The organism is Novosphingobium meiothermophilum, assembly GCF_003171715.1.
Taxonomy (GTDB): domain Bacteria; phylum Pseudomonadota; class Alphaproteobacteria; order Sphingomonadales; family Sphingomonadaceae; genus Novosphingobium; species Novosphingobium meiothermophilum.
In genome coordinates this window covers 226,516-249,376 of the sequence record NZ_QGHL01000004.1, presented here as the reverse complement: position 1 = coordinate 249,376, position 22,861 = coordinate 226,516, and the positions used below count along the sequence as shown (strand labels likewise).

General features: G+C 64.7%; 26 protein-coding genes. 17 read left to right on the top strand and 9 right to left on the bottom strand.

The window, feature by feature from the left end; all coding sequences use genetic code 11:
- Positions 1-192 precede the first annotated feature (192 nt).
- Positions 193-1,821 (top strand): family 43 glycosylhydrolase, encoded by a 1,629-nt coding sequence (locus DKM43_RS01590; protein WP_201739746.1) that lies wholly within the window; start codon positions 193-195, stop codon positions 1,819-1,821.
- On the opposite strand, the gene DKM43_RS01585 is transcribed toward DKM43_RS01590, so the two are convergent.
- Together DKM43_RS01585 and DKM43_RS01580 are read right to left on the bottom strand one after the other, a co-directional pair.
- The gene (locus DKM43_RS01585) at positions 1,804-2,274 is read right to left on the bottom strand and encodes an NUDIX hydrolase (protein WP_236632323.1); all 471 of its coding nucleotides are present in this window, start codon (positions 2,272-2,274) and stop codon (positions 1,804-1,806) included. The two genes, DKM43_RS01590 and DKM43_RS01585, sit on opposite strands and share 18 nt — an antisense overlap.
- The gene (locus tag DKM43_RS01580; RefSeq protein ID WP_109796720.1) at positions 2,267-2,539 is read right to left on the bottom strand and encodes a BolA family protein; all 273 of its coding nucleotides are present in this window, start codon (positions 2,537-2,539) and stop codon (positions 2,267-2,269) included. The genes DKM43_RS01585 and DKM43_RS01580 overlap by 8 nt, the downstream gene beginning before the upstream one ends.
- 40 nt (positions 2,540-2,579) lie before the next feature.
- On the opposite strand from DKM43_RS01580, the gene DKM43_RS01575 reads away from it, so the two are divergent.
- The 3 genes from DKM43_RS01575 to DKM43_RS01565 all read left to right on the top strand — a co-directional run bounded on the left by DKM43_RS01575 (position 2,580) and on the right by DKM43_RS01565 (position 5,180).
- Positions 2,580-3,170 (top strand): J domain-containing protein, encoded by a 591-nt coding sequence (locus DKM43_RS01575; RefSeq protein ID WP_109796719.1) that lies wholly within the window; start codon positions 2,580-2,582, stop codon positions 3,168-3,170.
- A 185-nt stretch (positions 3,171-3,355) separates the two neighbouring features.
- Positions 3,356-4,321 carry an adenylate/guanylate cyclase domain-containing protein gene (locus tag DKM43_RS01570; protein WP_145960453.1) on the top strand — a complete coding sequence of 322 codons (966 nt, stop codon included), beginning with the start codon at positions 3,356-3,358 and terminating at the stop codon, positions 4,319-4,321.
- 97 nt (positions 4,322-4,418) lie between these two features.
- Positions 4,419-5,180 (top strand): lysophospholipid acyltransferase family protein, encoded by a 762-nt coding sequence (locus DKM43_RS01565; RefSeq protein ID WP_145960452.1) that lies wholly within the window; start codon positions 4,419-4,421, stop codon positions 5,178-5,180.
- Here DKM43_RS01565 and DKM43_RS01560 read toward each other — a convergent pair.
- The gene (locus tag DKM43_RS01560; protein ID WP_109796716.1) at positions 5,150-6,007 is read right to left on the bottom strand and encodes a GNAT family N-acetyltransferase; all 858 of its coding nucleotides are present in this window, start codon (positions 6,005-6,007) and stop codon (positions 5,150-5,152) included. The two genes, DKM43_RS01565 and DKM43_RS01560, sit on opposite strands and share 31 nt — an antisense overlap.
- Before the next feature lie 193 nt (positions 6,008-6,200).
- Entirely contained in the window at positions 6,201-7,805 is a 1,605-nt protein-coding gene (locus tag DKM43_RS01555; RefSeq protein WP_109797032.1) for a phosphoenolpyruvate carboxykinase, read from the bottom strand.
- Between the two features lie 326 nt (positions 7,806-8,131).
- On the opposite strand from DKM43_RS01555, the gene DKM43_RS01550 reads away from it, so the two are divergent.
- The 8 genes from DKM43_RS01550 to DKM43_RS01515 all read left to right on the top strand — a co-directional run bounded on the left by DKM43_RS01550 (position 8,132) and on the right by DKM43_RS01515 (position 14,174).
- Entirely contained in the window at positions 8,132-8,890 is a 759-nt protein-coding gene (locus tag DKM43_RS01550) for a response regulator transcription factor (protein ID WP_109797031.1), read from the top strand.
- Positions 8,856-10,469, top strand: a complete 1,614-nt coding sequence (locus tag DKM43_RS01545; RefSeq protein WP_109796715.1) for a sensor histidine kinase — start codon at positions 8,856-8,858, stop codon at positions 10,467-10,469. Before DKM43_RS01550 ends, DKM43_RS01545 begins: the two co-directional genes overlap by 35 nt.
- Entirely contained in the window at positions 10,466-10,906 is a 441-nt protein-coding gene (locus tag DKM43_RS01540; RefSeq protein ID WP_109796714.1) for an HPr kinase/phosphorylase, read from the top strand. Before DKM43_RS01545 ends, DKM43_RS01540 begins: the two co-directional genes overlap by 4 nt.
- A 105-nt stretch (positions 10,907-11,011) precedes the next feature.
- Positions 11,012-11,941, top strand: coding sequence for an RNase adapter RapZ (gene rapZ, locus DKM43_RS01535; protein ID WP_109796713.1), 930 nt, complete (start codon positions 11,012-11,014; stop codon positions 11,939-11,941).
- A gap of 196 nt (positions 11,942-12,137) precedes the next feature.
- A complete protein-coding gene (locus DKM43_RS01530) occupies positions 12,138-12,542 on the top strand; it encodes a PTS sugar transporter subunit IIA (protein WP_109796712.1) in 405 nt (134 codons plus the stop codon).
- A gap of 1 nt (position 12,543) precedes the next feature.
- Positions 12,544-12,840 (top strand): HPr family phosphocarrier protein, encoded by a 297-nt coding sequence (locus DKM43_RS01525; protein ID WP_109796711.1) that lies wholly within the window; start codon positions 12,544-12,546, stop codon positions 12,838-12,840.
- Between the two features lie 40 nt (positions 12,841-12,880).
- Entirely contained in the window at positions 12,881-13,696 is an 816-nt protein-coding gene (locus DKM43_RS01520; protein WP_109796710.1) for a TrmH family RNA methyltransferase, read from the top strand.
- Positions 13,697-13,754: 58 nt separating this feature from the next.
- On the top strand, positions 13,755-14,174 hold the full coding sequence (locus DKM43_RS01515; protein ID WP_109796709.1) for an META domain-containing protein: 420 nt from the start codon (positions 13,755-13,757) through the stop codon (positions 14,172-14,174).
- Positions 14,175-14,182: 8 nt separating this feature from the next.
- Here DKM43_RS01515 and DKM43_RS01510 read toward each other — a convergent pair whose 3' ends face one another.
- The 4 genes from DKM43_RS01510 to recR all read right to left on the bottom strand — a co-directional run bounded on the left by DKM43_RS01510 (position 14,183) and on the right by recR (position 17,797).
- Positions 14,183-14,968, bottom strand: a complete 786-nt coding sequence (locus DKM43_RS01510; protein WP_109796708.1) for a hypothetical protein — start codon at positions 14,966-14,968, stop codon at positions 14,183-14,185.
- Positions 14,965-16,497, bottom strand: coding sequence for a DNA recombination protein RmuC (gene rmuC, locus DKM43_RS01505; protein ID WP_201739745.1), 1,533 nt, complete (start codon positions 16,495-16,497; stop codon positions 14,965-14,967). The genes DKM43_RS01510 and rmuC overlap by 4 nt, the downstream gene beginning before the upstream one ends.
- Before the next feature lie 92 nt (positions 16,498-16,589).
- Complete coding sequence (def, locus tag DKM43_RS01500; RefSeq protein WP_109796706.1) at positions 16,590-17,156, bottom strand: peptide deformylase; 567 nt, start codon at positions 17,154-17,156, stop codon at positions 16,590-16,592.
- 44 nt (positions 17,157-17,200) lie between these two features.
- On the bottom strand, positions 17,201-17,797 hold the full coding sequence (gene recR / locus DKM43_RS01495; protein ID WP_109797030.1) for a recombination mediator RecR: 597 nt from the start codon (positions 17,795-17,797) through the stop codon (positions 17,201-17,203).
- Between the two features lie 52 nt (positions 17,798-17,849).
- Here recR and fmt point away from each other — a divergent pair, with 52 nt between their 5' ends.
- From fmt to DKM43_RS01480, 3 genes are read left to right on the top strand one after another with little or no spacing between them, the layout of a single operon-like run.
- The gene (gene fmt, locus DKM43_RS01490) at positions 17,850-18,770 is read left to right on the top strand and encodes a methionyl-tRNA formyltransferase (protein ID WP_109796705.1); all 921 of its coding nucleotides are present in this window, start codon (positions 17,850-17,852) and stop codon (positions 18,768-18,770) included.
- Entirely contained in the window at positions 18,767-19,519 is a 753-nt protein-coding gene (truA, locus tag DKM43_RS01485) for a tRNA pseudouridine(38-40) synthase TruA (RefSeq protein ID WP_109796704.1), read from the top strand. Before fmt ends, truA begins: the two co-directional genes overlap by 4 nt.
- A 3-nt stretch (positions 19,520-19,522) precedes the next feature.
- Positions 19,523-20,638, top strand: a complete 1,116-nt coding sequence (locus DKM43_RS01480; RefSeq protein WP_109796703.1) for a zinc-binding dehydrogenase — start codon at positions 19,523-19,525, stop codon at positions 20,636-20,638.
- Between the two features lie 61 nt (positions 20,639-20,699).
- Here DKM43_RS01480 and DKM43_RS01475 read toward each other — a convergent pair whose 3' ends face one another.
- The gene (locus DKM43_RS01475; protein ID WP_109796702.1) at positions 20,700-21,680 is read right to left on the bottom strand and encodes an AAA family ATPase; all 981 of its coding nucleotides are present in this window, start codon (positions 21,678-21,680) and stop codon (positions 20,700-20,702) included.
- 81 nt (positions 21,681-21,761) lie between these two features.
- On the opposite strand from DKM43_RS01475, the gene DKM43_RS01470 reads away from it, so the two are divergent.
- Positions 21,762-22,409 carry a glutathione S-transferase family protein gene (locus tag DKM43_RS01470; protein ID WP_109796701.1) on the top strand — a complete coding sequence of 216 codons (648 nt, stop codon included), beginning with the start codon at positions 21,762-21,764 and terminating at the stop codon, positions 22,407-22,409.
- Between the two features lie 87 nt (positions 22,410-22,496).
- Positions 22,497-22,856 (top strand): hypothetical protein, encoded by a 360-nt coding sequence (locus DKM43_RS01465; protein WP_109797029.1) that lies wholly within the window; start codon positions 22,497-22,499, stop codon positions 22,854-22,856.
- The last annotated feature ends 5 nt before the right edge of the window (positions 22,857-22,861 follow it).

Here is a 22,861-nt window from a genome sequence, read left to right as displayed (position 1 = left end):
CATTAAGGACATGGTGTCAGGCTTCGCGGCCCTACGCCAGTCGTTTTCACGGTGGTTCCTGTTGTGCCGGTCCATTTCACTGTTGCATCTGAACCATGAAACGCCCAATATTAGAAGTAATAATCTAATTTGGAGGGGCGTTTGGAATCTCGCAGATCAGCAATTAAGCTTGGCGTTCTGGGCACCTTGGGCATGTGCGGACCTGCTTCGGCGGCCTCCGGATCAAGGAAGACGGGCGCTGCCTGCAAACCTGAAGCGCACGATGCGGGGCCGTGCTGGCGCGTCGGCATCGAAGGACAGCGCATTGCCGATCTAGGGGATGGCCGGTTCCTGAATCCGGTTCTGGCGGGCGATTATCCCGACCCTTCGGTGCTGAAGGACGGCGACGATTATTACATGACGCACTCGTCGTTCGATTCCGCTCCCGGCCTGCTGATCTGGCATTCGCGCGATCTGGTGAACTGGCGTCCCGTCGGCCCGGCCCTTGCAAAGCCGCTGGGCACGGTATTTGCTGTTGATATTGCCAAACATGACGGGCGGTATTTCATCTACATCCCGTTCATGAAGGCCCCGTGGTCGCCCGATCTGCCGAGCTTTGCGAATACATTCGTCATTCACGCGCCGTCCATGGAGGGGCCATGGAGCGATCCGATTGATCTCAAGGTGGGAGGTCTGATCGATCCCGGCCATGTGGTGGGGGAAGACGGGCACCGCTACGTTTTCTTCAACGATGGCAAGCGCGTGCGCCTTACCGCCGACGGTCTGGCCACGGATGGACCGATCGAGACGGTCTATGAGGCATGGCGTTATCCCGATGACTGGATCACCGAAGCCTTCGCGCCGGAAGGCCCCAAACTTTTCCGCAAGGGGGACTTCTTCTATCTCGTCAACGCTGTCGGCGGGACAAGCGGGCCAGCCACGGGCCACATGATTGTGGCGGCACGATCACGATCGATTCACGGTCCGTGGGAAAACTGTCCGCACAATCCGATCCAGCGTACGCTTTCCCGGAACGAGTTGTGGTGGTCGCGCGGGCACGCAACCTGCGTGGAAGGGCCGGGTGGCAAGTGGTTCATGATCTATCATGGATATGAGAACGGCTATCACACCCTTGGACGGCAGACGCTTCTCGAGCCTGTCGAGTGGACGCCTGACGGCTGGTTCAAGGCCGTTGGCGGTGATCTTTCGGCGCCGCTTGCCAAGCCCCACGGGCAGGCGCAGCATCACGGCATGGCCCATTCGGATTCGTTCGAGACGGATCGTCTGGGCACATTGTGGAGCCTCTATGCCAGCGCACCGGCCGAAGCCGCGCGCGTTGCCATTGGCAGTCGTGCGCTCTCGCTCAGGGCCAAGGGCAATGGCCCTTCGGACGGTGTGGTGATTACCCAGCAGGTCGGCGACCGCAGCTATGAGGTGACTGTCGAAGTTGAACTGCGCGGCAGGGCTTCTGGGGGGCTGCTGCTGTTCTTCGATGACCGGCTGTTCCTTGGCATGGGGATCGACGGCAGCCGGATGACGACGTGGCGCGGGGGCAAGGCATCCTACTGGCCTGAACCAGCCCCCGCCGCACGGCGTATGTTCATGCGCATCACCAATCAGGAGCAGATCGTCACGTTCTACTACAGTCTCGATGGCGAGACGTGGACGCGGCATGGCGTGCGTTCGGAGGTGACGGGCTACAATGCCAACACGATCGATAACCTGCTCAGCCTGCGTCCAGCGCTTTATGCGGCGGGTGAAGGCGAGGTGATGTTCCGCAGCTTCGTTTATCGCGCCCTTGAAACCGGCTCAAATGAATCCGGCTCAAAGCGGTGTGTCTAACAGGTCGAGGATGTTCACCGGGAACACTGGTTCGTGCCAGTTTGCCAGTTCGGTGCGGCTGAACCAGCGGAAGGTGTGGATCAGTTCGCGCTCGATCGCGGTGTGGCCGGAAGTGTCGGGCGTGAAGCTGCGCGTCACCACGCGGAAGAAGCGTTCGTCCGAGGTGATGGGTTCGCCTTCGAGGGTGAGATAGTCATCGGCGCGGCGGGCGATTTCGGGGCCGCAGGTTTCCAGCCGAAGGCCGGTTTCCTCATAGACTTCGCGCAGGGCCGCACTCTGGAAATCCTCGCCCGGATCGCATTCCCCGCCCACACCGCACCAGAACGGGCGGCGGTCCTTCGGCGCGAAGCGGAAGAGGAGAAGCCGGTCGTGCTCGTCTATCAGCAGAATGCGGGCGGCACGGCGGATGCGGCGTCCGCTCGCCGTGCGGTCATTCACCTGTGTTTCATTCACCGGGTGCGCGGGCCTTGATCGCAAGGGCGTGGACGCGCTGTCCGGGCAGATCGCCCAGCGCCTTGTTGACCATGCGCTGACGGTTGACCCGCGACTGGCCGATGAAGGCGGCACTTTCGATTTCCACGGTGAAGTGGGATTCGCCCGTGCCATCATCGCCCATGTGGCCTGAATGCGATGCGCTGTCGTTGATGACGGCGAGGCGGGTGGGGGCAAGGGCTGCTTTCAGCAGCCGTTCGATTTCCTGTGCGATTGGTCCGGTCATGCCTTTTCTTCTAGCGCGTTCGCCGCCATGTGGACAGCCGATGCGAAATGACAGGTTCCATGGGCGCGTGGAAGGCACGGGCCATGTCTGCCAGGCTCCCGGATGCGAGGAGCCGGGCGAGTTCCGCGCGCCGGGCGCGCGCGGGCCGGGATTTGACGGGCCGGGCGACTACCGCTGGTTCTGCCTCGATCATGTGCGCCAGTTCAACGCGGGCTATGATTTCTTTGCGGGGATGACGCCGGAGGAAATCCTGCGCGCGCAATCGCCGATTGCCGGTTGGGAACGCGAGACGCGGGCCTTCCGTCCCGATGCCGGGATCGATGCAGCGCCGCGCTGGGCCGATTTTGCCGATCCGCTTGAGGCAATCGCCCAGAGGGCGCGGGCGCGGCGCGCCGACCACCAGAAGGCAGCCGAAGCGGCGCGGCGCGGCATCAGCCCGGACGAACGCAAGGCCTATGATGCGCTGAAGCTGGATTACGGCGCAGACCGGCGCGCGCTGCGCAGCCGCTATTCCGAACTGGTGCGCAAGTATCACCCTGACCGCAACGGCGGCGACCGCAGCCACGAAGCGCGGTTGCAGGAAGTGGTGGAAGCCTACAACCTGCTGAAGGCCAGCGCGCTGTTCGCATGACCGGCCCCTGCTGCTTTCGCGGCCCTGCCTGAAACTGCCGCATCCTGCCGACGCTGACATCGATTGTTGCCGATTGGCCCCGATCCTGCCATCCCGCTGCGGGACAGTGGCGGTGCGAGAGTGTGATAGGGCACATTTCAGGGGCGGCATTATCGTTACTAGAGGAGCGATCAGCGGAGGGGGCCTTGGCGACCGAGGAGTGCGATACGTTTCTGCGCATAGTGGCTGGTGAAGGGCAGCGCGAGATTCCGCTTGCGCGCCTCGGCCTGTGCGGATTCGGACGCGCACCTTCAAACACGGTGGTCTTGGCCGATAGCCTTGCCTCGCGCGAACATGCCATCATCCGCCGCAATGCCAGCGGGCATTGCACGCTCAACGATCTGGGGAGCACCAACGGAACCTGGCTGAACGGGCGGCCGGTGCAGGGGCCGACACGGCTGCGTTCGGGCGACCGCATCCAGATCGGCCGGTGCGTGATAGAACTGGTCCAGCCCGAAGCCCCCGTCGATCTTTCCGACCCGCTGGCAGGCCAGACGCAGTTTCATGTCGACACTCAGCTTGTCAGCACGCTGGTGATCGACATTCGCGGCTTCACCCGGCTTTCGGCGGCAATGGGCGAGCAGGCGATTGCCGCGCTGATGGCCGAGATCAACCGCGAGGCAGGCGCGATGCTGGATGGCGCCGGGGTATGGTCAACCAAGTTCATCGGCGATGCGATCATGGCGGTCTGGCTGCATCCGGCCAATACGCTTGCCCGGCGCGACGTGGTGACGGTGCTGGATGTGATCAGCGGTTATCAGGAGATTTTCCGCGTGGCCGGGAAGCGCCACCGTCCGCCCGGACTGCTGCGGTTTGGCTGTGGTTACAATGCCGGCATGGCCTCTGTCGGCAACATCGGCCACGGAGGTGCAGCCGATTTCACGGCGATGGGCGAGGCGGTGAACATTGCCTTCCGTCTGGAGACGGCGACCAAGGAGACGGGCTGCGACGTGCTGATTGCGCAGGACGTGTTCCATGCCCTTGGCGATGTCCGTTTCCGTCCCGATCCGCTGATAGAACTCGACATCAAGGGTTACGGGCAACCGATACGTGCGCTCGGCGTGAACTTTGCGCAGATCGGCAGCTTCGTCGAACGCTTTCTGGCGGCCTGAACGGCCTGTCTGGGCAAGGGCTATCGGCTGGTTGCGTCGCACGACTGTCAGATTGCAGATGTAATGTCCCGCCAGACAAGGGTCGGGACGATTGCGCGTGTTGCGGACGGTATTTGCGCTTGTGGTCATCATGGTTTGCGGCCTGCTGCGGCTGATCCTGCCGTTCCGGTGGATCGAGCAGGCAGGCTGGGCCATGGTGCTCGCGGCTTTCAGGATCAGGGTCGAGGTGCATGGCCGCCCGGTGCAGGGCGGGGCAATGCTGCTGGCCAATCACGTATCCTGGATCGACATTGTTGCTCTGGGGCGGACGGTGAAGGCCAGTTTCATAGCCAAGGCGGAAGTGGCGCGCTGGCCGGTCATCGGTGCCGGTGCGCGGCGGATCGGGTGCATCTTCGTTGATCGCAGTGCGCGGATCGGCGCGCTTGCCATCCGCGGGCAGATCGCCGCGCGTCTGGCGCAAGGGCGCAGGGTCGTGCTCTTTCCGGAGGGCACGACCGGGCCGGGCGACCGGGTGCTGCGTTTCCAGAGCAGCCTGATGGGGGCGCAAGCAGACGGCGAGGCGGCCCCTTCAATTGGCCGCATTGCGCAGAAGGCGGCGCCCTTTGTGGTGCAGCCGGTGGGACTGGTCTATCGCACGGCGCGCGACCGGAGGCTGGCAGCATGGCTGGGCGATGCCCTGCTGCTTCCCCATGCGGTCAGGCTTGCCCGCGAAGGCGGCGTAAGGCTGGAAATCTGGTTTGAGGAGCCGTTTTCGGCGACTGACCGCAAGGCCGCCGCGCGCCGCGCCGAAGCGGTCATTGCCGCGCGGCTGGCCGAACGGATTGCCGATCAGGATGCCACGTTGAAGCGGGCCGCATAGCGCGCTGTTATGCGCGCGACCGGCATGACCACGCAGACGTCCACGGTATTGAAGGCGTGGTCGATGAACGCCCCGTCGCCAAAGCAGGCACCCGTGCGCAGGTAGCCCTTGATCAGCGGGGGCAGCGTGAGCATCGCGGCGCGCGGATCGTATTGTCCGGGGGCGAGCAGATCCATGCGCGAGCCAAGCCCGGCATGAACGCGCGGCCGGATCGCTTCTGGGGCGAGGTGGTGGTGATGGAGCCACGAAAGTGGTGCGGCATGAACCGCCGGGTCGGTGCCAGCAAACGAAGCGCAGCCGAACATCAGGGCAATGCGGTTTGCGGCAATGTATTCGGAAATGCCGCGCCAGAGCAGGGCGATGGTTGCGCTGGTGCGATAGGCAGGCAGCACGCATGATCGGCCGAGTTCGAGCAGTTCACCCGCCGGACGCGAAGCGCCACCGATAAGCGGCGAAAGATCGTATTCTCCGGCCGAATAGAAGCCATCGTGCGCGCGGGCCACGCTTTCGCGCAGAAGCCGGTATGTGCCAACGACGTTGGCTGGGTCAGGCGCTGCGCCATCGGCGGCCTCATCGATGACCAGCAGGTGATCGCAAAGGTCATCGTATTTGTCGCGGTCGAGGAGCGGTGCGGCATCGTTGGCCTGCGCAACAGCACCGGCCCCGCGCTCGGCAAAGAACACCGTCCAGCGCAGTTTCTGCACTGCGCGCAGATCGTCGGCATCGCGGGCGAGGCGGACCGTGAGGCGTCGTTCCGGGGACGCAGCGGCCGGTCCTTTGCCCGTTGACGATGTGCGCAGGGATGATGCCGGCAGCACTGCGCTCATGATGATCCTTCCATCCCGCCAAGTTAGCGTGATGGGATGACCGGGGCTTTACAGTTTCATGCCAGCCAGATGTCATCCGGCCATGCCGTGTAATGACGCGGTAACAGGTCATGTCCGGCCAGTTGCTGGCCCAAACGGAACGAGGCCCCGCACGGGGGCCTCGCAGTTGTCAGAGACTGGGGGAAAGTCCGGATCAGGCCGCAGCGGGCGCGGCATCGCGCACCGACTGGTCGACGTGATCGGCAAACTGCTGAAAGTTGTCGACGAACTTCCGGACCAGTTCCTGAGCGGTCTTGTCGTATTCCTCTGCATCCGCCCACGCGCCGCGCGGATCGAGCAGACGGGTTTCCACACCGGGAACCTCGACCGGAACTTCGAAGCCGAAATTGGGATCCTTGCGGAAGGTGGCGTTGTTGAGGCTGCCGTCGAGCGCGGCGTTGAGCAAGGCGCGCGTGGCCTTGATCGGCATGCGCTTGATGCCTGCCATCGTGGCCTTGCCGCCGGACCAGCCGGTGTTGACGAGCCAGCACTTGACCCCGCCCTTGGCGATGCGCTCCTTCAGGAGGTTGCCATAGACCGAGGGATGGCGCGGCATGAAGGGTGCGCCGAAGCAGGTGGAGAAGGTGGCTTCCGGTTCGGTCACGCCAATTTCGGTGCCCGCAACGCGTGCGGTATAGCCCGAAAGGAAGTGATACATTGCCTGATCGGGCGTGAGGCGCGCGATCGGCGGCAGGACGCCATAGGCATCGGCGGTGAGGAAGATGAGGTTTGCCGGAACCGGGCCGAGGTTCTTTTCCGAAGCGTTCGGGATGAAGTCGATCGGGTAGGAGCCGCGGCTGTTTTCGGCAAGGCGGTTGTCATCAAGATCGATCTTGCGCGTGATGGGGTCGATCACGACGTTTTCGAGCACCGTGCCGAACCGCTTGGTCGTGGCGAAGATTTCCGGTTCGGCTTCGGCCGAAAGGCGGATCATCTTGGCATAGCAGCCGCCTTCAAAGTTGAAGACGGCCGTATCGGACCAGCCATGTTCATCATCACCGATGAGCGTGCGGCTGGCATCGGCCGAAAGCGTGGTCTTGCCGGTGCCCGAAAGGCCGAAGAACACGGCGGTCTTGCCATCGGGGCCGACATTGGCCGAGCAGTGCATCGGCATGACGCCCTTGGCCGGAAGGAGGTAATTGAGAATGCCGAAGACCGACTTCTTCATTTCGCCGGCATAGGCCGTGCCGCCGATGAGGATCAGCTTTTCGGTGAAGTTGACCGCGATCACGGTTTCGCTGCGGCAGCCGTGGCGCGCGGGATCGGCGCGGAAGCTGGGCAGGTCGATGATGGTGTATTCGGGAACGAACGAGACGAGCTCTTCGGCCGTGGGACGCACCAGCAGCGTGCGGATGAACAGGTTGTGCCATGCCAGTTCATTGATGACGCGCACGTTGACGCGGTGTTCAGGCTGCGAACCGCCGAACAGATCGGCCACGTAGAGGCGGTTCTTTTCCGACAGCGCCTTGAGGAAATCGGCCTTGAGCGCGGCGAAGTGGTCGGGCGTCATTGCCACGTTGGTCTTGCCCCACCACACGGTGTCCTCGGTCGTCGCATCGCGGACGATGAACTTGTCCTTCGCCGAACGGCCGGTGTGCTTGCCGGTTTCGACCACCAGTGGTCCGTCGACGCAGAGCAGCCCTTCACCGTTGCGGACCGCGTGTTCGACCAGAGGGGCGGTGCCGAGATTGGCGAACAGTTCCGCCGGCTGCGGGAAACCCTGGCTGGCGAGGGATACGTTCAGGCTGGTATCGGACACTTGCGGGCCTCCGGTTGCGGTGCCGAGGCGGTCGCCAGAAAGCGGGCGTCCATCCGGCACACGGTTTGCGAATACGAATGCGCTGATTCTCGAACCGCGCATAGTGCGCTGCATTTGCTGCGTCAAATCCGCAGCGACAATGAAGATTTTTGCGCAGCAAGTTGCGCGGCGTGCAACTTTCGATCTTGTCTGACAACATGGCGCCGCCCCACACTCGCCCCCGCCTTGGGCCGCGCCCTTTGCGCCGCGATGACGCGACGGCCATGGTGAAGGATCATGCGGGCACGTTGCAAGGTGCCGCGCCAGCCGGTATGCCCGATGAGGCAATGGCCAGCACCCAGCCCGCCCGCCCGGATGCCCCCGAAGCTGCGCGCACGATCGCGCTGGTCGATGATGACCGCAACATCCTGACCACGGTTTCGATCGCCCTCCAGACCGAAGGCTTTGCCACCCGGCTCTACAACGATGGCGATACCGCGCTCAAAGCCCTGCTCGACAACCCGCCCGACCTTGCCGTGTGCGACATCAAGATGCCGCGCATGGACGGTCTGGAGCTGCTGCGACGGCTGCGCGAGAAAAGCGATCTGCCGGTGATCTTCCTGACCAGCAAGGACGATGAGGCCGACGAGGCGCTGGGCCTTTCGATGGGGGCCGACGATTACATTGCAAAGCCTTTCAGCCACCGGCTGCTGGTGGCACGGATCCGGGCGATCCTGCGCCGGAGCGAGATCGTGCGGCGCGAGGCGGCGCAGGAGGCGCAGGAAGGCGAACCTCTGCCCGAAGCGATCCGCCGGGGACGTCTGGTCATGGATCCCGCGCGCCATGCCGTGACCTGGAACGGGCAGGCCGTGTCGCTGACCGTGACCGAGTTCCTGATTCTTGAGGCGCTGGCGCTGCGGCCGGGCGTGGTCAAGACGCGCAACCAGCTCATGGATGCGGCCTATCACGACGATGTTTTCGTCGATGACCGCACGATCGACAGCCACATCAAGCGCCTGCGTCGCAAGTTCCGCGCGGTGGATGCAGGCTTCGGCGCGATCGAGACGCTCTATGGTGCAGGCTACAGCTTTGCCGACGAACAATAGCGCCGCGGCTCATCCGTCACGCGACCGGGGGGGCGGACGGCTTCGCCAGTTGTGGCGCATTCGCGGGGTCTCGCTCACCACCCGCATCCTGTTTGTCAACGTGATCGCGCTGGCGTTGCTGGCAGGGGGCTTCTTCTATCTCGACAGCTATCGCAAGCAGCTTATCGAGGAGCGCTTCAAGCTGGCGCGGGCCGAGGCGGAGATCGCCGCCGAAGCGCTGGAAGGGGCAGACGCGGCGCGTCGCCGCCAGTTGCTTGTCCGGATCGGCACCAAGCAGATGCTGCGGCTGCGGCTTTACGACGGGGAGAGTCACCTGCTGGCCGACAGTTTCGCGCTGGCGCCGCCGTCCTTCGCGCTGATCGATCCGGAAAGCGAGCCGTGGTATCAGCAGGCGGCGCGCTGGCTGGATCGGGGGGTGGATTTCATCGTCAATGCGCCTGTGATCGAACGCTACAGCGATACAGCCGAGCGCCCCGCCGGTTCATGGCCCGAAATACAGGCGGCGCGCACCTCCGGCCAGACCGCAGTCTACCTGCGCTATGCGCCCGATCGCACCCCGATCATCACTGCGGCAACCCCGGTGGGCGCACAGGGTGAGGTTCTGCTTTCGCTGCGCAATGCGCTCGACATCACGCAGTCGGTGCGCGATGCGCGCCAGACGCTGGTCATCATCATCGGCCTTGCGCTGCTGCTTTCGGTGCAGCTTTCGCTCTATCTGGCGCGAACCATCGTGCAGCCGCTGCGCGCGCTGGTGCGGGCGGCAGTGCGGGTGCGGCTGGGCCGCGAGCGCGAAGTGGTGGTGCCGCGCCTGCCCGAACGGGGCGATGAAATCGGCCTGCTGGCGCGCGCGGTATCCGACATGACGACCGCGCTGCGCCAGCGCATCGACGCGGTGGAAACCTTTGCTGCCGATGTGGCGCACGAGCTGAAGAACCCGCTGGCATCGCTGTCGAGCGCGCTGGAGACCATGCAGCGCGTGGAGGATGCGGGGCTGCGCCGCCAGCTTGCCGACATTGCCGCCCACGACGTGCAGCGGATCGACCGCCTGATTACCGAAATCGCGGATGCCAGCAGGATCGATGCCGAGCTGAGCCGGGCGACCTTCCTGCCGGTTGATCTGGCAGCGCTTGCCGCGCAGGTGGTGGGCGCGCGCGATGTGCGCACGCGCGGATCGGTGCCGGTCCGCCTGCGCCGCGACGGCGGCGATTGTGTGGTGCCCGGCGATGCCGCGCGGCTTGAGCGCGTTCTGGAAAACCTGCTGGACAATGCGGTCTCGTTCTCGCCGCCAGGAGGCGTGGTGGAAGTGATCGTCTGGGGAGATGGCGAGGCGGCCCATATCGCCGTTGTCGACGAGGGGCCGGGCATTCCTGAGAGCGAGCGCGAGAAGGTGTTCGAGCGGTTCCATTCGGTGCGCCCTGTCGAGGAAGCCTTCGGCGCGCACAGCGGCCTGGGGCTTGCCATTGCCCGCACGATTGCCGAAGCCCACGACGGCACACTGACGATTGCCGACCGGCCGGACGGAAAGCGCGGCGCATGGCTGGTGCTGAGCGTGCCGCTGGATGTTGAGGCCGACGAATGAGCGAAGGTGATGGACTTCGCGCGGCGCAGTTCTCGTGCGTTGCCGTGGGCGGGCGGGGCCTGCTGATTGATGGCGCGCCGGGATCGGGTAAATCGAGCCTGGCCCTGGCCCTGATCGATCGGGGGGCAGTGCTGGTGGGTGATGATGGCGTGATGCTCCGTGCGGCAGACGCAAGGCTGGTGGCGGCGCCGCATCCTGCGATTGCGGGCAAGCTGGAGGTGCGCAACCTGGGCCTTGTGGACTTGCCGGTCTCGGCCCCGGTGCCGGTGGCGCTGGTGATCCGCCTTGACGATGCGGCGGAAAGGTTCATCGAAGCGGCCGAACGGACGCGCCTTCTGGGGGTGGAACTGCCACTGGTGCGGCTGTGGCCGTCCAGCCCGGTTCTGGCCCTGAAGGCGGAGCTGGCGCTGCGCCAGTATGGGCTGGACCACGCCTGACAGGAATGAGTTGGCAATGCGGACTTCCCAAGCCCTGCGGAAGCGCGCAAAGCAGCATGGCAGGGGGCCGGGCGTTCATCCGGACCAATAGGCAGGCACAACGAGATGATCCGCAATCCTTCACCCCAGCGCATCCTGCTCGTGACCGGAATGCTGGGCGCGGGCAAGACGACGGCGCTGCGCACGCTGGAGGATCTGGGCTGGGAAGCCATCGACAATTTCCCGATCCGCCTGCTTGACCGTCTGCTGGAGACCGAACCCGGTTCGGCGCGGAGCGAGGTGGGGATCGAGGCGGGCGCGCCTATGGCCATCGGTTTCGACACGCGCACGCGCGGTTTTGATCCGGCGCGCACCATCCGGCTGGTCAAGGCGCTGTCGCAGCGGCCCGACCTTCAGATCACGACCCTGTTCCTGGATTGCGCAGGCACCGAGCTGGAACGGCGCTACAACGAAACACGCCGTCGCCATCCGATGAGCGAGGACAAGCCCGCCGCCGTGGGCATCGCCGCCGAGCGCGAGCTGCTGGAGCCGCTGCGCCGCTGGGCCGATGTGGTCATCAGCACCACGAACTATACCAGCAATGATCTGCAAGCGGCGATTCGGGCACAGTTCGGTCAGGAAACGGGTGCGCCCACCACGCTGACGATCAGCAGCTTCGGATTTTCGCGCGGCACCCCGCCCCTTGCCGATCTGGTTTTCGACATGCGGTTTCTGGCCAACCCGCACTGGGTTGATGCCCTGCGCCCGCGGACCGGACAGGATGCCGCGGTGGGCGACTACATCCGCACCGATCCCGCATTTGCCGAGGCTTTCAGCCGGATCCGCGATCTGTTGCTGCTGCTGCTGCCGCGCTACGAGGAGCAGGGCAAAGCCTATGTTCATGTGGCTTTCGGCTGCACAGGCGGACGACACCGATCGGTGTTCATGGCCGAACAGATTGCTTCTGCCTTGCGCGACGCGGGATTTTCACCCACATTGCTTCATCGCAACCTCGCGTCGCGACCGGCCGATCTGCTCGAAGGAGCTAAACCGTGAGCAGGACCGGGCGCAGGCAGCGGGGAAGAACAAGGATGGGTGGGACAGCACTGGAAGCCATGCATTTCGATCCCCAATCGTCTTGCGTGCCCAGCCATCGTGCCATTCCGGCGTTTTCGGCCCCGGCTGTTCTGGTCCCGGCGGCCATGGCCGGCAAGGCGGGATGCACGGCCGCACTTCGGAGCCTGTCCCTTTCATGATCGGTCTCATTCTGGTTACACACGGCGCGCTTGCCGACGAGTTCATCCACGCGATGGAGCACGTTGTCGGGCGGCAGACGGATATCATCGGCGTCTGCATCGGCCCCAACGATGACATGGAAAAGCGGCGCAAGGAAATTGCCGACGCCATCCGCCGGGTCGACAGCGGCGAAGGCGTCATCATCCTGACCGACCTGTTCGGCGGCACGCCTTCGAACCTCGCCATTTCGCTGATGCAGGCAGGCCGGATCGAAGTGATCGCCGGGATCAATCTGCCCATGCTCATCAGACTGGCCAAGGCCCGCAACAGCATGGGCGTGAAGGAAGCGACAGCGGCGGCGCGCGATGCCGGGCGCAACTACATAACGATCGCTTCCGAGTTTCTGGGACAGGATGCATGAGATGCCGGAACAGGGCTATGTCACCCGCGAAACCGTGACGATCGTCAACCAGCGGGGCCTCCATGCCCGCGCCAGCGCCAAGTTCGTCAACGCCGTGGCCAAGCTGCCGCAGGGTTTCGACGTGACGGTGAGCAAGGACGGCACCGATGCCAATGGCGGCTCCATCCTGGGGCTGATGATGCTGGGCGCGGCGCGGGGCGATACCGTGGACGTTGCCGTGGCCGGGCCTGAAGGCGAGGCTGACGCGATCCTGATGAAGCTTACCGGCCTTATCAAGGACGGTTTCGGCGAAGACTGATTCGCTTGCCGCAGGCGCATTGCTGCCGCATGGGGGCGCAATGACGCGCAAGATCATCACCGGCTATTCCAACCCGACGGTCAAGTTCGTCCGTTCGCTGCGCGAGAAGAAGCACCGGCGGCGAGAGCGAAAGTTCCTTGCCGAAGGTCTGCGCCTGCTGACAGACGCGCGTGAAGGCGGACGCCTGCCCGAAATGCTGCTGATGGCGCAGGGCCGCGAAGGGCATCCGCTTCTCGACGAACTGGAGACCGAGGTTGCCCGTGCCGGGGGCGAGGTGATCGAACTGCCGCTTGATATCCTGGCCAAGGTGACTGGCAAGGAGAACCCGCAGGCCGTTGCCGGGGTCTTTGCCGAATGGGACACCTCGATCCGGCTGATCGACCGCAACGCCGCCTCCATCTGGCTGGTGGCCCATGCCATGCGCGATCCGGGCAATCTGGGCACGATGCTGCGCACCGCCGATGCAGTGGGCGCCGGCGGGCTGATCCTGATTGATGAATGCGCCGATCCCTTCTCGGTCGAGGCAGTGCGCGCCAGCATGGGGGCGATCTTCACCCGGCAGCTTGCGCAGGTCCGCTGGGACGGGTTTCTGGCCTGGCTTCGCGCCGGAGAGGGGCAACTGGTGGCGGCATCGCTGCGCGATGCAGTTCCCTATCGCGATGCGCCCTATGCCGCGCCGTGCTTTGTCATGGTGGGCAACGAATCGCGCGGCCTGCCGCTTGAATACGAAATGGCCTGCGACCTGCGCGTGACCATGCCCATGAGGGGCAGGGCAGACAGCCTCAATGCCGCAGTCGCTGGCGCAGTGCTGGCCTATGAGGTGCTGGCCCGGCTTGAAGCAGGCCGCGCAGGCTGAACGATTGCGTAGGGTGCGGTTAATCGGCTGCTCAGGCAGGCGGGTATAGCCTGTGCGCATGATGTCAGCCCGCCGCCTTTGCGCAATCGTCACGATCATGGCCGCCACCGCACTGGCAGGCGGCTGCGCGACCGGGAGCGGCAGTGCAGCGGGTCTTGCCGGAACGCAGTGGACCATCGTGAAGATCGATGGCGCCGCCCCCGTCGCGCCAGACCGTGCGATGATGCGCTTCGATGCCGAGCGGCTTTCCGCCCATGTCGGCTGCAATTCCATCGGCGGCGAATACCGCGTCGAAGGCACCCGCTTGCTGGCCGGTCCGCTCATGGCGACCCGGATGTATTGCGAAGGGCCGGTCTGGGCGCAGGAAGAGGCGGTCAATGCGCTGCTGTCTGCTGCGCCTGAAATGGAGCGCCGCGGTTCCGCCATGCGGCTGGTATCGGGCGGGCATGAGCTGCAACTCCAGCTCAAGGCGTCCTGACCGCCGGATCAGTCGCCCGCGATGAAGGCGGTGATGCGCCATGTGCCATCGGCTGGTTCTGCAATCAGGCGGTAGTCTAGCAGGCTGCGCAGTCTGGCCGTTTCGACCCAGCCCTTCTGGCCATTGTCGAGCGTGACCTGTGTTTCCGGCTTGGTCCGGTCGAATGCCATCGGATCGATGCCGACGAGAAACCAGCCGACCGGGCTGATGACCTTGCCTCCGGGTGATTTGCGCAGCGGGGTGGCATCGCCCAGAACCAGCATGGCATGATAGCTGTCGACCGTTTCGGGCACGTTCCAGAACACCCATGGCATTGCCGCCAGCCCGCCTTCGACCGCGCAGCCCAGCGGCAGGATCGCGGCGAGTTCTTGCCAGAGGCCGTTTGCCGGATCGGCAAGGCGCCGCTTCAGTTCGGCAATGCCGCTGCCGCCGCCGTAATCGAGCATGATGTCGGGGGCGGCAAGCGCGACAAGGGCTTCGGCATCGCGGGCGCGGATGGCGTTGCCAAGGCTTTTGCGGAAGGCGGGCCAGCCAGGCTTTGCCGTGCATTCATCCTGCGGCGGGTAAGTGAGGCCCGCCAGCGCCTCTGGCGCGGCTTGATCGGGCGGGGGCGAAATGCCGGGCTTTGGGGCGGGCGTGGGTGCCGGGTCTGGTTCGGGCGGTGCAGCAGCAGAGGCTTGCGCGGCCGCAGCTTTGGCGGCGGGGGATACGGGTGGCTGCGGTGTCCTGTCGCACCCTGCCAGCGCCACAGCACCGACAAGGAGCGCAAGCAAGGGCCGCTGCCATCCGTTCATGGCGCTGTCGGCTCTCCTTCGGCGCTGGCCCTTTCATTTCCGGCAATGGCCGCGAGTGCGGGGGATTCCGCTTCGGCATAGCGCGGCGCGGATTCCACCAGAGGCACTTCCTCGATCTCGCGCTTGCCGATCTCGATATGCTTGTCGCGCAGGCGGCGTCCGGCCGAAAGCACGTTGCGTTCGAAGCTGCCGACGAACTTGTTGTAATTGCTCACCGCGCTGTCCAGCCCGTTGCCCACCCGCTTGAGATGTTCGGCCGCAACGGCCAGTCGGTCATAGAGTTCGCCGCCCATGCGACCGATCTCGCGCGCTTCGCGGGCAAGGCCGTCCTGTCGCCATACCTGCGCGACCGTGCGGGCGATGGCGACAAGGTTGGTCGGGCTGGCCAGCAGCACGCGCCGTTCGAACGCGAAATCCCACAGCGCGGGATCGCGTTCGAGCGCGGCGGCAATGAAGTGTTCGCCGGGCACGAACATAAGGACGTAGTCGGGCGCTTCCTCGAACTGCGACTGGTAGGACTTGGCCCCCAGTGTCTGGATATGGTTGCGCATCGACTGGACGTGGGCATTGAGCGCGATCTTGCGGGTGTCCTCGTCCTCGGCCTCGAACGCATCCTGATAGGCGTTGAGCGAGACCTTGGCATCGATGACCAGCAGCTTGTTGCCGGGCACGCGAACGATGGCATCGGGGCGCAGGCGGCCTTCCTCGGTTTCCACCGAATGTTCGGTGATGAAATCGGTATGTTCGGAAAGGCCGCACTGTTCGAGCACGTTGCGCAGTTGCAGTTCTCCCCAGCGGCCCCGCGTTTTGGGGCCATTGCGCAGCGAATTGCCAAGCTGGGCGGCGGCGGCGCGCACGGCTTCCTGACCATCACGCATCGACTGGATCAGGCCGGTCAACTGGCCGAAGGCATCGACCCGCTGCTTCTCAAGGTTCTGGACCTGTTCTTCATAGCTTTTCAGCCGCTGATCGACCGGAGCAAGGAGCGACTTCAGCCGCTCGGCGCTGGTCTTTTCGCTTTCCTCGAAGCGCGACTGGGCACGGGCGAGGAAGGCTTCCTGTGCCTTCTCCAGCACCTTGTTGCCCGCATTCTCGAACTCCTTGCGCAAGGCATCCTGGGCTTCGACAAGGAGCCGCTTCTGTTCCTCGAAGTTTGCGGCATCAGCCTTCATCCGAGCAAGTTCGGCGCGCAGGGTTTCGCGGCTCGTGCGCGCATCGGACAGTTCCGCGCGCAAGGCGGCGGCATCGGCGGCCTGTTGGCGCGCAGCGGCAAGGGCAGGGGCCAGCTCGTCGCGTTCACGGCGAACGGACTGCAATTCGGCGAGGCTGGCTTCCAGCGCCTTCGTCCGCTCGGCCATGGCGGCCAGATCGACCGTCATCGCCTTGATCGTGCCTTCGTGCGCCCGCGCTTCGGCATCGCGGCTATCGGCCCGCGCACGCCATTCGGCCACCGGGCGCGAGCCGAGAAACCAGCCAATCGCCAGACCGGCAAGGAGAGCAAGGATGACGAGAATCAGCGACTGGTCCACAATGGCTCCGCATCAGAACGAAGCGTGAACTTACAGCCTGCGGATTATTCTGGCAATCGCTCCCTTGCGGTCGGTCCGCAAGGAAGTGCCGATCAGGCCGCCTTGCGCAGCTTTTCCAGCTTCTTCAGCGCCATGTTGCGCTTCAGGCGCGAGAGGTGGTCGATGAAGAGGATGCCTTCGAGGTGGTCCATCTCGTGCTGGAGGCAGGTGGCCAGAAGGCCGTCCATCTGCTCTTCATGAACATTGCCATCGAGATCCTGCCAGCGTGCGCGGATCGTGGCGGGACGTTCCACCTCGGCATAGATTTCCGGAACCGAGAGGCAGCCTTCCTGATAGACGCTGAGTTCTGCCGAAGGATCGAGGATTTCGGGGTTGATGAACACGCGCGGTTCGCGCTTCGTCGGCTGGTGATGATGGTGGTGGCCATCGTGGTTGCAGGCAACCGGTTCGGCGTCAGGGTCTTCCGGCTGAAGATCGATCACCAGCACGCGCAGCGGCACACCCACCTGAATGGCGGCAAGGCCGATACCGGGCGCATCATACATCGTCTCGAACATGTCCTCGACAAGCGTCTTAAGCTCGTCGTCGAACTTTTCGACGGGGACGGAGACCTGCTTGAGGCGCGGGTCGGGAACTTCGATGATTTCGCGGATGGCCATGAGCGGCAGATAGGCAATGTGCGCAGGCTTCGCAAGTATGGCTGCTAGGCCACTGGCCGCCTTGCCCGCAGCGCCTGGGCCAGAGTGCCTTCGTCAAGGTAATCCAGTTCGCCACCCACCGGCAGGCCATGCGCCAATTGCGTGACGCGCACCGCCGCGCCCTCGAGCCGTTCGGCGATGTAATGCGCGGTGGTCTGGCCTTCGAGCGTGGCGTTCATGGCCAGCACCACCTCGTCGATGCCGCCCCGCGCCACCCGATCGAGCAGCGCGCCGATCGCGAGATCTTCGGGGCGCACGCCTTCGAGTGCCGAAAGTCGCCCGCCCAGCACGTGATACTTGCCGGTGAACAGCCGCGCACGGTCCAGCGCCCACAGATCAGCCACTTCCTCGACCACGCAGATCGCGCGGGCATCGCGGCGGGGGTCGGCACAGATGCCGCAGGGGTCGGTGGTATCGACATTGCCGCAGGTGGCGCATTCCACCAGCAGTTCCTGCACCTTGCCCAGCGCATCGAGGAGTTGCGGCAGTGCGGTTTCGCGGCGCTTGATAAGCCAGAGCACGGCGCGCCGGGCCGAACGGGGGCCAAGCCCCGGCAAGCGGGCCAGTGCGCCGGAAAGTGCCTCGATCTCTTGCGATGCCATGACGGCACAGATAGGGCCGGAGCCGACAAACGGAAGGCCATTTGCGATGGTTATGCGCATCATCTTCATGGGAACGCCCGATTTCGCGGTGCCAACGCTGGAAGCTCTGGTCGCCGCAGGGCATGTGGTGGTGGCCGCCTACAGCCAGCCGCCCCGCCCGGCAGGCCGGGGCAAGAAGCTGCAGCCATCGCCCGTGCATCTGGCGGCAGAGGCCCACGGCATCGAAGTGCGCACGCCCGTCTCGCTAAAAGGTGCGCAGGAGCAGGACGCCTTTGCCGCGCTCAGGGCCGATGTGGCTGTGGTGGCCGCCTATGGCCTGATCCTGCCGCAGGCGGTGCTTGATGCGCCGCGCATGGGGTGCCTCAACGTTCACGGATCGATCCTGCCGCGCTGGCGCGGCGCGGCGCCGGTTCAGCGCGCGATCCTTGCCGGTGATGCGATGACCGGGGTGACGATCATGCAGATGGAGCGCGGGCTGGACACCGGGCCGATGCTGGCAAAGGTGGAAACGCCCGTGGACGGGAAGACGGCGGGCGACCTTACCGCGGAACTGGCGGCAAAGGGCGCGGCGCTGATGATCGAGGTTCTGGGCAATCCGGCCGCCTACCCGCCAGTGGCGCAGCCTGAAGAAGGCGTGACCTATGCACACAAGATCGACAAGGCCGAGAGCCGCCTTGATTTTGCGGCCGACGCGCGCGCCGTGGAACGGCAGGTGCGCGCCTTTGCCCCTGCGCCGGGGGCCTTCTTCGAACTGGACGGCGAGCGTTTCCGCGTGCTGGCGGCCGAAGTTGTCGATGGGGCCGGAAACGATGTTGCAGCAGATGCTGGCGTGACGCTTGACGATGGCCTGACGATTGCCTGCGGCAGCGGCGCGATCCGGCCGGTGCTGATCCAGCGAGCCGGAAGGCCCGCGATGGAGACGGCAGCACTCTTGCGCGGACGGACGATCCCGGCAGGAACGCGGCTGGGCTGATGCGCTTTGCCCTGACCCTTGAATGGAACGGCCTGCCCTATATGGGCTTCCAGCGGCAGGCGCATGGTCCCAGCGTGCAGCAGGCGTTGGAAGATGCCATCCACCGCGTAACGGGCGAGACGGTCGTGCTTCATGCCGCCGGGCGCACGGACACCGGCGTTCATGCGCTGGCGATGCGCGCGCATTTCGATCTGGCGCGGCGCTTTGATCCGTTCCGCATGATGGAGGCGCTGAACGCGCATCTGCGACTGGCCGAAGAGGCTGTGGCGGTGCTGGATTGCATCGAAGTGAGCGAAGATTGGCACGCGCGCTTTTCCTGCACCGGGCGCGCGTATGAATACCGCATCGTCAATCGGCGCGCGCCGCTGACGCTGGAGGCAGGGCGTGTCTGGCGCATCACTCGCCCGCTCGATCACGAGGCCATGCACGCCGCGGCGCAGGCGCTGGTCGGGCATCATGATTTCACCACGTTCCGTTCGGTGCATTGCCAGTCGGCCAGCCCGGTGAAGACACTGGACCGGCTGGACGTGCGGCGCGAGGGCGACCGCGTGATCGTCGAGGCAGCGGCGCGCAGCTTCCTGCACCATCAGGTGCGGTCCATGGTGGGCTGCCTTGCGCTGGTGGGACAGGGGCAATGGCGGGTCGATCAGGTGGCCGAGGCGCTGGCCGCGAGAGACCGTTGCAGATTGGGACTTAACGCGCCGCCCGAAGGGCTCTACTTCGTGCGGGCAACATATCCCGGAGAGTAGAAGATGACCGACCTGAACGGCCAGCGCATTGTTTCGCAACTCGATTCTGACGGAACCCTGACCGTTTCGATCGAGGATTTCACGCTTGCAACGCCTACGGGCAGCGAGGTGGTGATCCGGGTCGAGGCGACGCCGATCAATCCGTCCGATCTCGGCCTGCTTTTCGGCCCGGCAGACATTGCCAATGCCGATTTTTCTGGCGGGCGCATCGTGGCGCGGATGCCCGATCCGGCAGTGCGGGCCATGGCGGCGCGGCACGGCATGGCCATGCCCGTGGGCAACGAGGGCGCAGGCACGGTGATCGCTGCGGGCGAAGCGCCTGAGGCGCAGGCCCTGCTGGGCAAGCGCGTCACATGCTTTCCCGGCGGGATGTATGCCACGATTGCCAGGGCGGATGCCGCCATGTGCCTTGAACTGGCAGACGGCATCAGCGCCGAGCAGGGCGCATCGGCCTTCGTCAACCCCCTGACGGCGCTGAGCTTTACCGAAACCATGCACCACCTTGGCCACAAGGCGCTGGTCCATACCGCCGCCGCATCGAACCTTGGGCAGATGCTGGTCAAGATCTGCAAGGCCGATGGCATCCCGCTGGTGAATGTTGTCCGCAGCGAGGCACAGGTGGAGCTTCTGAAGGGAATCGGCGCCGAGCATGTCGTCGATAGTTCGAAGGAGTCGTTCCTCGACGATCTTGCCGCCGCGATCAGTGCCACGAAGGCGACCATGGCCTTCGATGCCATCGGCGGCGGCAAGCTGGTCAGCCAGATCCTGTCGGTGATGGAGCAGGTGGCGAACAGCGGCGCGGCCTATAGCCGCTATGGATCGAACAGCCCCAAGCACGCCTTCATCTATGGCGCGCTCGATCTTTCGCCCACGATCCTCAACCGCAACTTCGGCTTTGTCTGGGATGTTTCGGGCTGGCTTCTCACGCCATGGATGGCCAAGCTGGGGCCACAGGTGGTGGAGCGGATGCGCCGCCGCGTGATGGCCGAACTGACCACCACGTTTGCCAGCCACTACAAGGCGCGGGTAACGCTGGAACAGGCACTGAGCCGCGAGGCCGCGCTGGAATACAATGCCCGGCGCACGGGCGAGAAGTATCTGATCGTGCCGAACGGCTGATCCGCAAAAGAAAAAGGCCCCCGGATGGACGGGGGCCTTTCTTCTTTCACCAGCGCCGGGTTCACTCCCGGTGCGCGACGCTTTCGGGCAGATCCTTGCCAAAGACGCGCTGATAGTATTCGGCCACCAGCACGCGCTCCGTCTCGTCGCACTTGTTGAGGAACGAGAGGCGGAAGGCAAAGCCGACATCGTTGAAGATCTGGCTGTTCTGCGCCCACGAGATGACGGTGCGCGGGCTCATCACGGTGGAAATGTCTCCGTTGATGAAACCCTGCCGCGACAGGTTGGCCACGCGCACCATGTCAGTCACGGTCTTCGGGTCGAGCGTGGGCACCTTCTTGGTGACGATCTCGACTTCGGTTGCCTCAGGCAGGTAGTTTAGCGCGACGACAAGGTTCCAGCGGTCCATCTGGCCCTGGTTGATCGCCTGCGTGCCATGATAAAGGCCCGACGTATCGCCAAGGCCGACGGTGTTGGCCGTGGCGAAAAGGCGGAAGAACTTGTTGGGGCGGATCACCCGGTTCTGGTCGAGCAGGGTGAGCTTGCCTTCGGTTTCCAGCACACGCTGGATCACGAACATCACGTCCGGGCGGCCCGCGTCATATTCGTCGAACACCAGCGCGGTCGGCGTTTGCAGCGCCCAGGGCAGCAGACCTTCGCGGAACTCGGTCACTTGCAGGCCATCGCGCAGGACAATGGCATCGCGGCCCACCAGATCGATGCGGCTGATGTGGGCATCGAGGTTGATGCGGATGCACGGCCAGTTGAGACGCGCGGCCACCTGTTCGATATGCGTCGACTTGCCGGTGCCGTGATAGCCCTGCACCATCACGCGGCGGTTGTAGGCAAAGCCCGCAAGGATCGCCAGCGTGGTATCGGGATCGAACACGTAGGTATCGTCGCGGTCGGGCACGCGCTCGTCTGCCGCCGAGAAGGCGGGAACGTTCATGTCGATATCGATGCCGAATGTTTCGCGGACATCGATTTCGGTGTCTGGCGCGGCGAGCAGCGTCGTCGCGTGGCTGTTCGGAAGTTCGCTCATCGCTGCATCGCCTATACGCGAGGGCGCGGCGCTGCAATAAGCTTTGGCGCAAACCTGTCCGATAGAATGGGAGATCTATTGATGAAACTCTATGGCGCGCTCTTGTCGCCGTTCGTGCGCAAGGTGGCGGTTGTCGCTACGGAAAAGGGGATTTCGTGGGATCTGGCGCGGGGCGGACCGGGCAGCACCGACCCGGAGTTTCTGGCGGCAAGCCCGCTGGGCAAGATTCCGGCGATCGATGACGATGGCTTCACGCTGGCCGATTCGACGGCCATCGCCTTTTATCTCGACGCGCAGTATCCGCAGCCGCGCCTGATACCCGACGATGCGAAGCTGCGCGCCAAGGCGGTTTTCTGGGACGAGTTTGCCGATACCGTGCTGGGCGCATCGGGCCTGAAGATCCTGTTCAACCGGCTGGTCGGTCCGAAACTGCTGAAGGTGGGTGGCGACGAGGCCGTGGCGCTTCAGGGCGAGGCCGAACTGCCGCGCTGGGTGGACTGGTTCGAGAACGAGGTGCCCGATGGCGGCTGGCTGCTGGGCGATGCATTCAGCCTTGCCGACATTGCCGTGGCATCGACGTTCCGCACGCTGGCCTATGTCGGGCATGGTGTCGATGCAGACGCGCGGCCCCGAACGGCGGCATGGTATGCGCGCGTGGCGCAGCGTCCGGCATGGGCAGGCGTCGCCGAACGCGAGGACGTGGTGGCCAAGCGCATCATGGCGCTTTGATGCGCGCTTGCGCATGCTATGCTCGGCCCGCTCCGATTCCGGTTTGCAACCGGACCGGAACGGATGCTTGCAGGAAGGAATGATCCGATGAGCCTGTTTGATTCGATTCTGGGCCAGGTGGCCGGCAATGTTGATGTGAAGAACCTTGCGGCCAAGGTGGGGATCGATCCCGACATGGCCGAAAACGCGATTGCCGCGCTGGCGGCGGGTCATCAGGCCAAGGGTGACACGATCGAGGTTGCTGCCGCCAATTCCGGGCTGGATGCATCCAAGTTGCAGGAAATTGTCGGCCACATCGGCGGTGAAGGCGCGCTCGGCAGCTTTGCTTCGATGCTTGGTCAGAATCCCGATGCTCTTCAGAAGGTTGCGGCTTTCCTTGACAAGGACGGCGACGGCAATCCGATTAACGACATTGCCGGTATGGCCAAGGGCCTGTTCGGCGGTTAACGCGG

What these genes read in the sequence shown, in the direction of transcription:
- DKM43_RS01465 (WP_109797029.1), top strand. Translation starts at nt 22,497, where the DNA reads ATGAGCCTGTTTGATTCGATTCTGGGCCAGGTGGCCGGCAATGTTGAT.
- fmt (WP_109796705.1), top strand. Translation starts at nt 17,850, where the DNA reads ATGCGCATCATCTTCATGGGAACGCCCGATTTCGCGGTGCCAACGCTG.
- DKM43_RS01550 (WP_109797031.1), top strand. Translation starts at nt 8,132, where the DNA reads ATGGCCAGCACCCAGCCCGCCCGCCCGGATGCCCCCGAAGCTGCGCGC.
- def (WP_109796706.1), bottom strand. Translation starts at nt 17,156, where the DNA reads ATGGCCATCCGCGAAATCATCGAAGTTCCCGACCCGCGCCTCAAGCAG.
- DKM43_RS01470 (WP_109796701.1), top strand. Translation starts at nt 21,762, where the DNA reads ATGAAACTCTATGGCGCGCTCTTGTCGCCGTTCGTGCGCAAGGTGGCG.
- DKM43_RS01580 (WP_109796720.1), bottom strand. Translation starts at nt 2,539, where the DNA reads ATGACCGGACCAATCGCACAGGAAATCGAACGGCTGCTGAAAGCAGCC.
- DKM43_RS01510 (WP_109796708.1), bottom strand. Translation starts at nt 14,968, where the DNA reads ATGAACGGATGGCAGCGGCCCTTGCTTGCGCTCCTTGTCGGTGCTGTG.
- DKM43_RS01590 (WP_201739746.1), top strand. Translation starts at nt 193, where the DNA reads ATGTGCGGACCTGCTTCGGCGGCCTCCGGATCAAGGAAGACGGGCGCT.
- DKM43_RS01540 (WP_109796714.1), top strand. Translation starts at nt 10,466, where the DNA reads ATGAGCGAAGGTGATGGACTTCGCGCGGCGCAGTTCTCGTGCGTTGCC.
- DKM43_RS01545 (WP_109796715.1), top strand. Translation starts at nt 8,856, where the DNA reads ATGGTGCAGGCTACAGCTTTGCCGACGAACAATAGCGCCGCGGCTCAT.
- DKM43_RS01480 (WP_109796703.1), top strand. Translation starts at nt 19,523, where the DNA reads ATGACCGACCTGAACGGCCAGCGCATTGTTTCGCAACTCGATTCTGAC.
- DKM43_RS01575 (WP_109796719.1), top strand. Translation starts at nt 2,580, where the DNA reads ATGCGAAATGACAGGTTCCATGGGCGCGTGGAAGGCACGGGCCATGTC.
- rapZ (WP_109796713.1), top strand. Translation starts at nt 11,012, where the DNA reads ATGATCCGCAATCCTTCACCCCAGCGCATCCTGCTCGTGACCGGAATG.
- recR (WP_109797030.1), bottom strand. Translation starts at nt 17,797, where the DNA reads ATGGCATCGCAAGAGATCGAGGCACTTTCCGGCGCACTGGCCCGCTTG.
- DKM43_RS01560 (WP_109796716.1), bottom strand. Translation starts at nt 6,007, where the DNA reads ATGAGCGCAGTGCTGCCGGCATCATCCCTGCGCACATCGTCAACGGGC.
- DKM43_RS01515 (WP_109796709.1), top strand. Translation starts at nt 13,755, where the DNA reads ATGATGTCAGCCCGCCGCCTTTGCGCAATCGTCACGATCATGGCCGCC.
- DKM43_RS01475 (WP_109796702.1), bottom strand. Translation starts at nt 21,680, where the DNA reads ATGAGCGAACTTCCGAACAGCCACGCGACGACGCTGCTCGCCGCGCCA.
- DKM43_RS01530 (WP_109796712.1), top strand. Translation starts at nt 12,138, where the DNA reads ATGATCGGTCTCATTCTGGTTACACACGGCGCGCTTGCCGACGAGTTC.
- DKM43_RS01525 (WP_109796711.1), top strand. Translation starts at nt 12,544, where the DNA reads ATGCCGGAACAGGGCTATGTCACCCGCGAAACCGTGACGATCGTCAAC.
- DKM43_RS01520 (WP_109796710.1), top strand. Translation starts at nt 12,881, where the DNA reads ATGACGCGCAAGATCATCACCGGCTATTCCAACCCGACGGTCAAGTTC.